At 53.0% G+C, this 12,414-nt stretch carries 13 protein-coding genes; all 13 read left to right on the top strand.

Going from position 1 to position 12,414, the window contains the following annotated elements:
* Positions 1–3 precede the first annotated feature (3 nt).
* The 13 genes from pstB (H627_RS0101695) to H627_RS0101635 all read left to right on the top strand — a co-directional run bounded on the left by pstB (H627_RS0101695) (position 4) and on the right by H627_RS0101635 (position 12,392).
* Complete coding sequence (gene pstB, locus H627_RS0101695; RefSeq protein WP_027827527.1) at positions 4–813, top strand: phosphate ABC transporter ATP-binding protein PstB; 810 nt, start codon at positions 4–6, stop codon at positions 811–813.
* A gap of 27 nt (positions 814–840) precedes the next feature.
* Positions 841–1,632 carry a phosphate ABC transporter ATP-binding protein PstB gene (gene pstB / locus H627_RS0101690; protein WP_051225102.1) on the top strand — a complete coding sequence of 264 codons (792 nt, stop codon included), beginning with the start codon at positions 841–843 and terminating at the stop codon, positions 1,630–1,632.
* A 26-nt stretch (positions 1,633–1,658) separates the two neighbouring features.
* On the top strand, positions 1,659–2,336 hold the full coding sequence (gene phoU, locus H627_RS0101685) for a phosphate signaling complex protein PhoU (RefSeq protein WP_027827525.1): 678 nt from the start codon (positions 1,659–1,661) through the stop codon (positions 2,334–2,336).
* A 370-nt stretch (positions 2,337–2,706) separates the two neighbouring features.
* Positions 2,707–4,167, top strand: coding sequence for a daptomycin-sensing surface protein LiaX (gene liaX / locus H627_RS0101680; protein WP_027827524.1), 1,461 nt, complete (start codon positions 2,707–2,709; stop codon positions 4,165–4,167).
* Positions 4,168–4,190: 23 nt separating this feature from the next.
* Positions 4,191–4,478: a PspC domain-containing protein gene (locus H627_RS16530; RefSeq protein ID WP_051225083.1), complete on the top strand. Its 288-nt coding sequence runs from the start codon at positions 4,191–4,193 to the stop codon at positions 4,476–4,478.
* Between the two features lie 2 nt (positions 4,479–4,480).
* Entirely contained in the window at positions 4,481–4,777 is a 297-nt protein-coding gene (locus tag H627_RS0101670) for a hypothetical protein (protein WP_027827523.1), read from the top strand.
* Between the two features lie 128 nt (positions 4,778–4,905).
* Positions 4,906–5,853: an HPr(Ser) kinase/phosphatase gene (gene hprK / locus H627_RS0101665; protein WP_027827522.1), complete on the top strand. Its 948-nt coding sequence runs from the start codon at positions 4,906–4,908 to the stop codon at positions 5,851–5,853.
* Positions 5,854–5,880: 27 nt separating this feature from the next.
* Positions 5,881–6,723, top strand: coding sequence for a prolipoprotein diacylglyceryl transferase (gene lgt / locus H627_RS0101660; RefSeq protein WP_035439733.1), 843 nt, complete (start codon positions 5,881–5,883; stop codon positions 6,721–6,723).
* Positions 6,713–7,744 carry an NAD(P)H-dependent glycerol-3-phosphate dehydrogenase gene (locus H627_RS0101655; RefSeq protein ID WP_035439731.1) on the top strand — a complete coding sequence of 344 codons (1,032 nt, stop codon included), beginning with the start codon at positions 6,713–6,715 and terminating at the stop codon, positions 7,742–7,744. The genes lgt and H627_RS0101655 overlap by 11 nt, the downstream gene beginning before the upstream one ends.
* A gap of 24 nt (positions 7,745–7,768) precedes the next feature.
* On the top strand, positions 7,769–8,611 hold the full coding sequence (locus H627_RS0101650; protein ID WP_027827519.1) for a UTP--glucose-1-phosphate uridylyltransferase: 843 nt from the start codon (positions 7,769–7,771) through the stop codon (positions 8,609–8,611).
* A 74-nt stretch (positions 8,612–8,685) separates the two neighbouring features.
* Positions 8,686–9,639 (top strand): thioredoxin-disulfide reductase, encoded by a 954-nt coding sequence (trxB, locus tag H627_RS0101645; protein ID WP_027827518.1) that lies wholly within the window; start codon positions 8,686–8,688, stop codon positions 9,637–9,639.
* Between the two features lie 211 nt (positions 9,640–9,850).
* On the top strand, positions 9,851–11,575 hold the full coding sequence (locus tag H627_RS0101640; protein WP_027827517.1) for a phospho-sugar mutase: 1,725 nt from the start codon (positions 9,851–9,853) through the stop codon (positions 11,573–11,575).
* A 169-nt stretch (positions 11,576–11,744) separates the two neighbouring features.
* A complete protein-coding gene (locus tag H627_RS0101635; protein WP_027827516.1) occupies positions 11,745–12,392 on the top strand; it encodes a YfbR-like 5'-deoxynucleotidase in 648 nt (215 codons plus the stop codon).
* The last annotated feature ends 22 nt before the right edge of the window (positions 12,393–12,414 follow it).

Below are 12,414 nucleotides of genomic sequence, written 5' to 3'. Positions count from 1 at the left end.
ACGATGCAGAACTATTCATTTGATGATACGTATTTTCTACCCCTGGACCCGAAAAAACACGAAATTGCGATATCTACCGATGATCTCAATGTGTACTATGGCGATAATCAAGCCATCTTCGATGCGTCACTGCAATTCGAACGCTTCAAAATCACCGCCTTGATCGGCGCTTCCGGGTCTGGTAAATCCACCTATTTGCGTTCTTTGAACCGCATGAATGACAATATTGCCAGCGCTAAAGTGACTGGTAAAATCATGTACCGGGATTTGGATATCAACGGCAGCGGCATCGATACTTATGAGATGCGCAAGCACATTGGAATGGTTTTCCAGCGGCCTAACCCGTTTTCTAAATCAATATATGACAACATTACGTTCGCACCGAAACGGCACGGCTTGAAAGATAAAGCTAAGTTGGATGAGATGGTAGAGACGACACTGAAGGAGGCCGCACTTTGGGATCAGGTTAAAGATGACCTGCACCAATCTGCGCTGGCTCTTTCTGGCGGTCAGCAGCAGCGGCTGTGTATTGCCCGGGCGATTGCCATGAAGCCGGACATCCTGCTGCTGGACGAACCGGCCAGTGCGTTGGACCCGATCTCGACCTCAACGGTGGAAGAGACGCTGATTCGGTTGCGGGAGCACTACACGATTATCATTGTGACCCACAATATGCAGCAAGCGGCTCGAATCAGCGACTACACAGCATTCTTCCACTTGGGCCACGTGTTGGAATTTAATACGACGAAAGAAATCTTCACGACGCCGAAGGTCAAAGCAACAGACGATTATGTGTCTGGACACTTCGGTTAATCCGTAGAGAGGTGACGGTATATGGCAATGGCGATTGAAGCAACAGAACCGGATAAGACAGCAGCCCCGCCAATCATTGATACCGAGGATGTGCATCTGTGGTATGGCAGCAATGAAGCATTGAAGGGCATCAACTTGACCTTCAAGGAACATGAAATCACCGCCTTGATTGGGCCCAGCGGATGCGGGAAATCCACCTATCTGCGGACCTTGAACCGGATGAATGATCTGATTCCCGGAGTGACCATCAAGGGTGAAGTGAAATTAAAGGGAAAAGATATTTACGCGCCGGGAAACGATACGGTATCCCTGCGTAAGGAAGTCGGTATGGTTTTCCAGCAGCCGAACCCGTTCCCGTTCTCGATCTATGATAACGTAACTTACGGGTTGCGCTTGGGCAAGCAGCACACCCGGGAACAGCTGGATGAAGCGGTCGAGACCGCGTTGCGGCAAGCGGCTGTGTGGGAAGAGGTCAAAGATAAGCTGCATGACAGTGCATTAGGCCTGTCCGGCGGTCAGCAACAGCGGGTGTGCATTGCTCGGGTGCTGGCGGTGAAGCCGGATGTGGTTTTACTGGACGAACCGACCTCCGCGTTGGATCCAATTTCGTCCAGCCAGATTGAAAGTATGCTCGTAGCGTTGAAAAAGGACTATACTATAATTTTAGTTACGCACAACATGTCGCAGGCATCCCGAATTTCTGACCGCACGGCTTTCTTCCTTCAGGGGCATCTGGTCGAGTATGATGATACTAAGACGATTTTCTTGAATCCCCATAAGAAAGAAACCGAAGACTACATCAGCGGGCGGTTCGGGTAATCATAAAAGGAGCAGGAGGTGGCAGCGTGCGCCGCGTATTTGAAGATGAGTTGAACGATTTACACGTCCGTTTTTCAGAAATGGGCATGATGGTCAATGAGGCCATATATAAGTCAGTTAAAGCGTTCATCAACCACGACAAGGAACTCGCTCGGGACGTGATCACCAGTGATCATTTGATCAACGAGCGGGAAGTCGATTTGGAGAAGCGCAGTTTTGAATTAATTGCGTTGCAGCAGCCGGTAACGACGGATCTGCGGACGATCGTGACGGTCATGAAGGCCAGTTCAGATCTGGAGCGGATGGGGGACCACGCCGTATCCATCTCGAAATCCACCATTCGAGTGAAGGGCACGACCCGGGTGCCGAAGGTGGAGCAGGATATCGCCTCAATGGCGGAGCTGGTCAAAGAAATGGTGAACGAGGTCTTGGACGCTTATGTCAAGAGTGACGATAAGCGGGCGTTGCAAATCGCCAATGAAGACCACGGGATCAACCATTATTCAGACTTGATCTATGAGACCTGTCTGGAGATCATGCAAAAGGACCCGGCAACGGTGCCGGGAAGTATGGATTATTTGTTTGTGAGTTCGTATTTGGAGCGGATCGGCGATTATGTAACGAATATCTGTGAGTGGATCGTTTACTTGCAGACGGGGAAGATCGTGGAATTGAATTCGAATGCGAAGGAAGACGACTTTTAGGGGTTGTTTTCGGAGGGCCTGCCAGCGGTGTTGGTGGGTCTTTTTGTTTTGCGGTAGGAAATGGGAAATTTGTCGTTGTACGCCGTGCCAAGTGCTCCGCAAGCTTCGTCGGAGGGGGCTGCTTTTCCGCGTAAACGGGTTCAGGCCGACAGAAGCTAGAGCAGAAGGACAGCAGGGCAAAAAACCTAAGTGCGGGTTTTGTGCCCTGCTGTCCTTCTGCTTACGCTTCTGACCGTCGGCCTGAGCCCTCTCTTCCATACTATAGCCCATCCAAATATCAACCTTTGGACCTATGCACTCTCGCCGGTTCCTTGGCATAATGAGAATGTAAATAAAGCCATGTACCCAATGTGGATGGAGGCAAATACTAATGAACGAACGTGAACGGATTATGCAGCTCGTCAAGGACGGGGTCATCAGCTCGCAAGAAGCGATTGTACTATTGGAAAATTTAGCGAACAAGGCCGATAACGGCACAGAAGAGAAGCAATCGGCGGCGGAAGAGGCCAAGTCGGCGGAGCAAGAGAGTGCCGATGCAGCGCAGGAAGAGGCCGACGCGCAGGCTTCCGATGATTTACGCAATGCCCATGAGACTTTGGCTGACTTGCAACAGCAGTTGCAGGAGAAGCAGCGTCAGATTCGGGCCACAGAGGAACAGATCACCGTCTTGGATACACTGGAAGATTTGGAAGATCTGCCGGCTGAAAAGGCGGAAGAGCGTTCCAAGCTGCAGGCCAGCCTGATCACGCTGAAGGAAGACGTAGATCGGCTGAGCGATCAAGTGCAGGCAGCGAAGCAAGTCGTTGATGATTTGCAAGCCAAGACTTGGCAAAATGCGAAGAAGGAATTCGAAGATACGGATTGGGCCGGGGATTTCTCCCAAACCTTCAGCGACTTCGGCAAGCGGATGGGCAGCTTAGGCACTCAAGTCGGCCAAGCCGTCCGCGACGCGGTGACCAGTGTCACCGACAACGTGGATTGGAAAGACGTGAAGATCAAGGTGCCCGGTGTGGTCAGTGCCAGTTTCGACCATGAATTCTTGTTCGAGCACATTGACGCGCCGGCGGTTGAGATGCGTATTGCCAATGGTGACATTCGTATTAAGCCGTCCATTAACGATAACGTATCGATTCGCGGTCAGTTCAAGATTTATGGCCACTATGATGAACCGACTCCGTTGGCGGCATTGACTGCCCGCAGTCAGATCGACGTTTCAAATGAGCACATTGTATTCTCAGTACCCAATAAGCGGATTCGGGCCGACCTGGATGTTTATCTGCCCAAGCGGTTGTACGATCACACCTCGGTGAAGATCCTCAACGGCAACCTGGCCGTCGACGGATTCAATGGTCAAGACTTCTATGCCAAGCTGACCAATGGGACTGGGAGCTTTGCCAACGTGACGCTGCAATTGCTGAATGTGGAAGACATCAACGGCACCGTGAACTACGACAGCGGCAAAGTGGATGAATTGCTGGCCCAGACCATGAACGGTACGCTGACCGCCAAGGCGCCGTTCAAGAGTGCCGAGTTGAGCACTGTCAATGGGACGATTCGGGTCACTGCGGAAACCAACGACCTGCACAAGCTGGTGGCCAATTCTACCAGCGGCACGATCAAGGTATCCGTACCGGCTAGTCTCGGCCTGACCGGCGAGGCCCAGAGCAAGGTTGGGGCTGTGCGCTCACGCTTGTCCGGCTTAACCAGTGAACCGGTCCGCGGCACGGTTGGTCAGCGCTTGACGCTGGATCGCACGACGGATTCCGGTGATGTGGCCGAGCTGCAATTGACCGCTGGCGCTGGCGCCATCATGTTAAAGGATAACGACTAAGAATTAGAGGAGACGAGCAGACCATGAATGAACGAAATAACACGAGACGATTAATGAAGTCGCGGACCGATCGCAAGGTCGATGGTGTCCTCGGCGGGATTGCCGCCTACTTCGGCTGGGACAGCACGCTGCTGCGGATTCTCTTCGTTGTCCTGTTAATGCCCAGTTTTGGGACCATGTTCGTGGTCTACATCGTCCTGGACATGATCATGCCGCTGGCGCCGCGGCCGGAAAAGCCGGCGAAGCCGAGTCAGCCCCAGGAAGAGCCGCGGTCTAAGAATAGCAGCGATGATAATTGGAGTGATTTCTAAAAATGATTACACTATTGGTGCTTTTGATTCTGATTCCCGTTTTACTCGTGGTCCTGTTTGCGACTGGGATTGGGATGCTGGCCATGGTCATCGGTTTGCTGCGCTTCTTCTTCCCGGTGCTGGTCATCTATCTGATCTACCGGTGGCTTTTCGCACCGAAGCGGCCGAAGCGGCCCACTGATTTCCGCGGGACGCCCTATGCCCATCCGTATCAACCTAATCGGCCGCGCCGAGAGATCCATAACGAGGCCAAGCCGAAACAGGACAAGGGCAAGGATGATACTTGGGATGATTTCTAATTGTCCGGCTAATTAACAAATCAACTAACGACGCTGACTTCGGTGAGCGTCGTTTTTCTGTCAGCGAGAAAAAAGCGGCGCCGATTATGGTATGATTTAGCATGTATATCGCAATGGAGGGTTGAACTATGGCAGATGCAGTACCAGTGGCTAAGCTGGTCCAGGAAACAGATCTGAAAGTGTTCTCCGGCAAGGAGTTCATGGCAGACCGCACCGTGACCGTGAGTGATATTTCCCGGCCGGGCCTGGAATTGACCGGTTATTTTCGCTATTATCCCAGCAATCGGATTCAATTATTTGGCAAGACCGAAATTTCTTTCTCTAAGGGGATGACCCCGGACGAGCTGAGTGTTGTCTTGGGTCGGATGGCCACCGCCGAGACACCAGCATTTCTGGTGTCCCGGGGCTACGAACCACCGGCGGAAATGATCACTGAAGCCAACCGGGCGAAACTGCCGGTACTGGGATCACCGTTGCCGACGTCCCGGTTATCCAGTGTCGTGACCGAGTTTCTGGAAGAAGAATTGGCAGAGCGCCGGTCAATGCACGGTGTTCTGGTGGATATCTATGGCTTGGGCGTGCTGATCACCGGGGATTCTGGCGTTGGTAAATCAGAAACGGCCCTAGACCTGATCAAGCGGGGCCACCGACTGATCGCCGATGATCGGGTGGATGTCTATCAACGGGATGAAAAAACCATTGTGGGCGAAGCCCCAAAGATCCTGCGCCATTTATTGGAAATTCGCGGGATTGGCATCATTGATGTGATGAATCTGTTTGGCGCCGGCGCGGTGCGGGATTCGGCTGAAATTTCGCTGATCGTCCATTTGGAAAATTGGTCACCGGATAAGAATTACGATCGCATCGGGGCTCATGAACAGTTCCAGCAGATTTTTGATGTGGCCCTGCCCAAGATCATCATTCCGGTGAAAGTCGGCCGGAACTTGGCCATTATTATTGAATCGGCGGCGATGAATTTCCGAGCCCAATCAATGGGTTACGATGCCACCAAGGTCTTCGAACGGAATCTGAATTCTTTGATTAAGGAACATTCTGCGGAAGACGAAGAAAAGTAAAAACTCGGATATTTAGGAGATGGATCTATGTTGTCACTTGCTGCCCTGAATCCCGTGGCGCTGCGCCTGGGATCACTGCAAATCAAATGGTACGGCGTACTGATCGCCACCGGTGTGGTGATTGCCGTTATTCTTTCCATGCGGGAGGCGAATCGGCGTCAGATCAGCCCTGACGATATCGTCGATTTGTTATTATGGATGCTGCCGATCGGTGTGATCGGGGCCAGGGCGTACTACGTGATTTTCCGCTGGTCATACTACGCCGCCAATCCCGGCGAGATTTTTGCCATTTGGGAGGGCGGTTTGGCCATTTACGGCGGAATCATCGCTGGGCTGATCGTGCTGGTCGTGTATTGTTATTACCGGATGCTGCCGGCCTGGCTGGTGCTGGATATTGTGGCGCCGACCGTGTTGCTGGCCCAGGCCATTGGCCGCTGGGGCAACTTTATGAACCAGGAAGCATTTGGCGCGAAAACGACCAGGGCGTTTCTAGAGAGCATTCATTTGCCGACTTTTATCATTAACCAGATGAATATCAACGGGGTATATCATCAGCCGGACTTCTTATATGAGTCGATGTGGAGCCTGCTGGGCGTCATTCTGCTGCTGGCCCTGCGTCATCGGGAGCACTTATTTAAACGCGGCGAAGTGGTATTGAGCTACGTGGCCTGGTACTCCTTCGCGCGGTTCTGGATCGAGGGCACGCGGACGGACAGTCTGTATCTGTTCGGCCCCGTTCGGGTGTCTCAGTTATTGTCTGCGATCCTCTTCGTCGGTGCAGTGTTTTTGATTATCTACCGGCGCGTACGCAAGCCAAATAATCCTTGGTATCTTGATGGAAGCGGGTTGAAATATCCTTATGAACGCTAAGCGACAATTGCATCTCACCGTGCTCGGGTCTGGTTCCTGGGGCAGTGTATTGGCGGATGTCTTGGCAAAAAACGGCCATGCCGTCACGATTTATGGCCGCAATCCCCAAGAAATTGCTGAAATCAACGAACACCACACGAACACGCACTACATTGCCAATTTGCACATGGACGAGAGTATTGCAGCGACGACGGACTTGCGCCAAGCGGTCACCGGCGCAGCAGCCATTTTCTTTGTAATTCCTACTCAAGCCATTCGCTCGGTGGCGGAAAAGGTTGGTGCTATCTTAAATGAAGAGGGCAACCGGCCGTTCCTGATCTCGGCCGCAAAGGGGCTGGAAGAAGGCTCACTGGATCGTATTTCTCAAGTCTTGAGTCAATCAATCCCGGCGGCTGTCCGCGGCGATATTGTGATCCTGTCCGGGCCCAGCCACGCGGAAGATGTGGCCAAGCGGGATATTACGACCCTTACCGCGGCGTCTGCCAACGATGATGCCGCGGCGTGGGTCCAGTGGATCGTGATGAATGATTTCATGCGGATCTATACCAGCCCAGATGTTGTCGGGGTGGAGCTGGGCGGCGCAATCAAGAACGTGATCGCCATCGGTGCCGGCGCCATCCATGGGCTGGGTTATGGGGATAATACGAAAGCCGCTTTGATGACCCGGGGCTTAGCCGAAATGGCTCGGCTGGGGGTGGCCTTCGGTGCAGATCCCCTGACGTTCAGCGGCCTCTCTGGTCTCGGCGATTTGATCGTGACCTGCACCAGTACGAATTCCCGGAATTGGCGCTGCGGCAATCGATTGGGGCAAGGCGAACCCTTGCAGCACATTTTGGATACCATGGGCATGGTGGTCGAAGGCGTGCCTACCGCGAAGGCGGCCCATGACTTGAGCAGTCAAGCACAAGTGGATATGCCGATTTGCGAAGCTATTTATGAAGTGCTGTATCGCCAGCGGCCGCTGCAAGACAGTATCGATGCCTTGATGGGCCGAATCGCTAAGCCGGAGATTGATTTTTAACAGACAGTAAAGGAGCATTCGTTTATGGTGAAAGCCGTCATCGCTGCCGGCGGTCTGGGGGGCTCCCTCATGCCGCTGACCAAGGCCGTGGCCAAAGAGATCATGCCCTTGGGCGGCCGCCCAGTCATTGATTACATTGTGCGGGAACTGCAGGCCAATGGCATTACCGATATTCTCTTGGTGGCCAACAAGAGCAAACAGGCCATCGAGGATTATTTCGATTCGGCGCCGGAATTGGAGCATCTCCTGCGGGCGAAGGGCGATACGGCCCAGCTTGCCGATATTGCTGCTTCTACAGCGGTGAATTTGCACTTTATCCGCCAGCAAGCCGCGGATGGCATCGGCAGTGCCCTGGCTTTGGCCGAGGATTTCATTGATGGGGAAGACTTCTGTTTCGTCCTGTCGGATGATGTGCTGCCGCTGCCAACCACGTTGCTGCAGCAGTTGTGGCAGGCCCACACGGCCAGCGGCCAGCAAATGCTGGCGACGGTGCCGATCGCGGCCAAGCAAAGCGAGCAATATGGGATCGTGGAGTGGGCGGACAAAGCGGCCGGCCAGATCAAGCGGATTGCTGAAAAGCCGACGCCGGCCACGGCGCCTAGCCAGGATGCAGTCTTCGGGCGGTATGTGTTTTCGGCCGCCATTTTTGATCAACTGGCCCAATATCCCGCAGATCAACAACAATTTGCCCAAGCGCTGAATGCTTTGGCGGCTGAAGGAAATCTGACCGGGCTGCCCTATGGTGGTCCTCGGGAAAACATCGACGGCCGCCTCAGTCTGTTGGAAGCCAATATTGACCTGGCACTGACTGATCCGGATACTGCCGCACCGCTGCGCGCCTATTTGCGCAGGCTGGTCAGCGACTGAGCCAAGTGGTAGATTTATTAGTAGAATTCATGTATAGTATGACATGTACTTATTTTTAGTAAGGAGTGTTGCTGATGGCCAAAGAATATGATGTCGTCGTGATCGGTGCAGGACCGGGCGGCATGACTGCCGCGTTGTATGCTGCCCGTTCCAATCTGCGGGTGGTCATGCTGGACCGCGGGATTTATGGCGGCCAGATGAACAACACCGCAGCGATTGAAAATTATCCTGGGTTTACCGATGTGCTTGGCCCCGAGTTGGGGGAGAAGATGTACGCGACAGCAGAACAAGCCGGCGTGGAATATGCTTACGGTGAAGTAAGCAGCATCGAAGACCACGGCGCCACCAAGCTGATTCACACGGACGAAGACGATTACGAAGCTAAGGCGGTCGTTTTGGCGACTGGCGCTGAACATCGCAAGGTTGGCGTGCCTGGCGAAGAAGAGTATTCGGGCCGAGGCGTATCGTACTGTGCAGTCTGCGACGGTGCTTTCTTCAAAGGTCAGCCGTTAGCCGTCATCGGCGGCGGCGATTCAGCCGTTGAGGAAGGCCTGTACCTGGCCCAATTATCACCGGATGTACACGTACTGCATCGCCGGGATCAATTGCGCGCCCAGAAGGTCTTGCAGGACCGGGCGTTTGCCAATGACCACATGCATTTTGTTTGGAACACCCAGTTGCAATCCATTGATGGCGACGGGAAGAAGGTCACCGGTGTCACTTATAAAGATAAAGTGACCGGTGAAGAGAAACAGATTGCGGTCGGCGGTGTCTTCATTTATGTGGGCATTACGCCGATGACCGCTGCTTTTAAGAATCTGCCGATTTTAGACGATCAAGGCTGGATCATCACCGACGATCATATGCGGACCAAGGTGCCTGGCGTTTTTGCTGTCGGCGATGCCCGGCAAAAGGATCTGCGCCAAATCACCACTGCCGTTGGTGAAGGCGGCCTCGCCGGTCAGCAGGTTTACCACTATATCCAAGAATTGGGCGACAAAGTATCCGCCACGCAGGCGCACGCTTAATTACCCTGACCAAACAGTCTATTGTGAATTGAGAAGCGCTTGTCCTGTGGACAGGCGCTTTTTTACAACGCTCAGGTAAAATGTTTAGTAAATATAAAGAAACGTTTACCATTGATTTAGTAATTTTTTTGAGGGCTTACATCATCGCTTTTCCCAACAACCATGTATAATGAAAGTGGAATCAAAAATTGGTTTTAGGAGGCTGTTATCGATGAGCTGGCAAGATAATTATCAGCAATGGCAACAAGCTACCCTCGTACCCGATTTAGCCGAGGAACTGACTCAGATGAAAGGGCATGAAGACGATCTGGAAGACGCCTTTACTGCTCCGATGGAGTTTGGTACCGCCGGCATGCGCGGCGTGATGGGTCCGGGCATCAATCGGATGAATATTTACACCGTGCGCCAAGCCACTGAGGGCTTGGCCCGGTTTATGGACAAGTTACCCGCAGAGCAAAAGCAGCAGGGGGTCGCGATTAGTTTCGATTCCCGCTATCATTCCCAAGAGTTTGCGCATGAATCCGCGCGGGTCTTAGGGGCCCACAAGATTCCATCGTTTGTCTTTGACTCCCTGCGGCCGACTCCGGAACTGTCCTTCACGATTCGGCACCTGCACACTTATGCTGGGATCATGATCACCGCGAGTCACAACCCGAAGCAATACAACGGCTATAAGATCTATGGGCCGGATGGCGGTCAGATGCCGCCGGAAGAGGCCGATACGATCACCAAGTACATCCGCGAAGTGACGGATATCTTCAATATTCCCGTCGTTCAAGAACAGAAGCTGCGGGAAGCCAAAATCATGAGCTTGATCGGTGAAGATGTGGACGAAGCTTACTTGGCGGCGTTGAAGTCTGTCACCATCAATCCGGATTTGATTGCCAGTGATGGCAAGGACATGAAGCTGATTTACAGTCCGCTGCACGGGACCGGCAAGGTCTTGGCCCAACGGGTACTGCAGGGCGCTGGCTTCCAGGCCGTCCGCATCGTGCCGAAGCAGGCCATTTTGGATCCTGAATTTCCGACGACACCGTTCCCGAACCCTGAATTCCCCCAAGCCTTTGACTTGGCAATTCAATTGGGCAAGGAAGAATCCGCGGATGTACTGATCGCCACGGACCCGGATGCCGACCGATTAGGCACGGCAGTGCGGCTGCCCAACGGCGAGTATCAGTTGCTGACGGGGAACCAGATCGCCAGCATCATGCTGCATTACATTTTGACGGCCCGGAAGAATGCCGGCACATTGCCTAAGAATGGGGCCGTCGTGAAGTCCTTTGTATCTACTGAATTGGCCACTAAGATTGCCGAAAGTTTCGGCATGCAGATGATCAATGTGGAGACCGGCTTCAAGTTTATTGCCGAGCAGATCGAACACTTTGAAGAAACCGGCGAGCACGAATTCCTCTTCGGCTTCGAAGAGAGTTATGGTTATCTGATCAAGCCGTTCGTGCGGGATAAGGATGCCATGCAGGCAACACTGCTGCTGGCGGAAGTGGCGGCCTACTATAAGCACCAAGGCAAGACGCTATATGACGGCTTGCAGGAGCTGTACAAGGAATACGGCTACTTCGCGGAGAAGACCGTTTCCCAAGACTTCCCGGGTATCAAGGGCGCTGAAGAAATGAGTGCCTTGATGGCCAAGTTCCGGAAAGAAGAGCCCAGCGAGTTTGCCGGCGTTAAGGTTGCCCGGACCGAAGACTACAAGACCGGCCAAGCCAAGTTGGCGGATGGCAGCACGGAGAAGCTGACGCTGCCGAAGTCCGATGTTTTGAAGTTCATCTTGAGCGATGGCACCTGGATCGCCATTCGGCCGTCTGGGACGGAGCCGAAGATCAAGTATTATGTGGGCACTCAGTCTGATTCCCAAGACGCGGCCCACAAGCGTTTGGATGACTTTGAACAGGCGCTGACTGCCTTCACTAAAGCGTAATGGTTGGTCTATCTTTTGAAAATGTAATAAAATAACTTTCAGCCCCATTGACACGTTGCTGCCGGTGGGGCTGAATTGTCTATTGGCAGAGAATCTGTCATGCTTGTACTGGGTGTCCGGACGTGGTAACATACGGACAATTCAAAATCAGAAATGGAGAGTGGTCTGGATGGGTCTGCATCAGTACATCACGGGGTTAACAAATTTGGAATGGTTGGATCGGGCGCCGGGGTTCTTCAAGTATCAGCAGCATTCCGTTGCTGCCCATTCATTTAAGGTGGCAGCGATCGCCCAAATGCTGGGCGACATTGAGGAACAGGCCGGAAACACCATCGACTGGAAGATGCTGTACGAAAAATCATTGAACCATGATTATACGGAACGGTTCATCGGGGACATTAAGACCCCGGTGAAGTACGCCACTCCGGAGCTGCGGCATATGCTGGCCCGGGTGGAGGATCATATGACTGAGAACTTCATTCAGAATGAAATTCCGGAAGAACTGCAGGACATTTACCGTCGGCGGTTGTCAGAGGGCAAAGATGATTCGCTGGAAGGCAAAATCTTGTCGGTGGCCGATAAGGTGGATCTGCTGTATGAGTCCTTTGGGGGAATCCAAAAGGGCAATCCGGAGACGGTGTATATGGATATTTTCAAGGAGAGCTTGACAACGATCGTATCATTTAAAGCGATGCCGTCGGTGCAGTATTTCTTGGAGAACATCATGCCGGATCTGTTGAATGAGGACTTTTCGGATCGGGATAAGCTGGCCGCGATTACGAAGCAGATCGTGCCGGCGTATCATGTGGCGCGGTAGGCTGGCTTCTTCTAACCGGGCT

The sequence above is a fragment of the Schleiferilactobacillus harbinensis DSM 16991 genome, assembly GCF_000425885.1.
Taxonomy (GTDB): domain Bacteria; phylum Bacillota; class Bacilli; order Lactobacillales; family Lactobacillaceae; genus Schleiferilactobacillus; species Schleiferilactobacillus harbinensis.
Note: the sequence above shows the minus strand (reverse complement) of the source record. Positions and strands in the feature narration are given on the sequence as shown.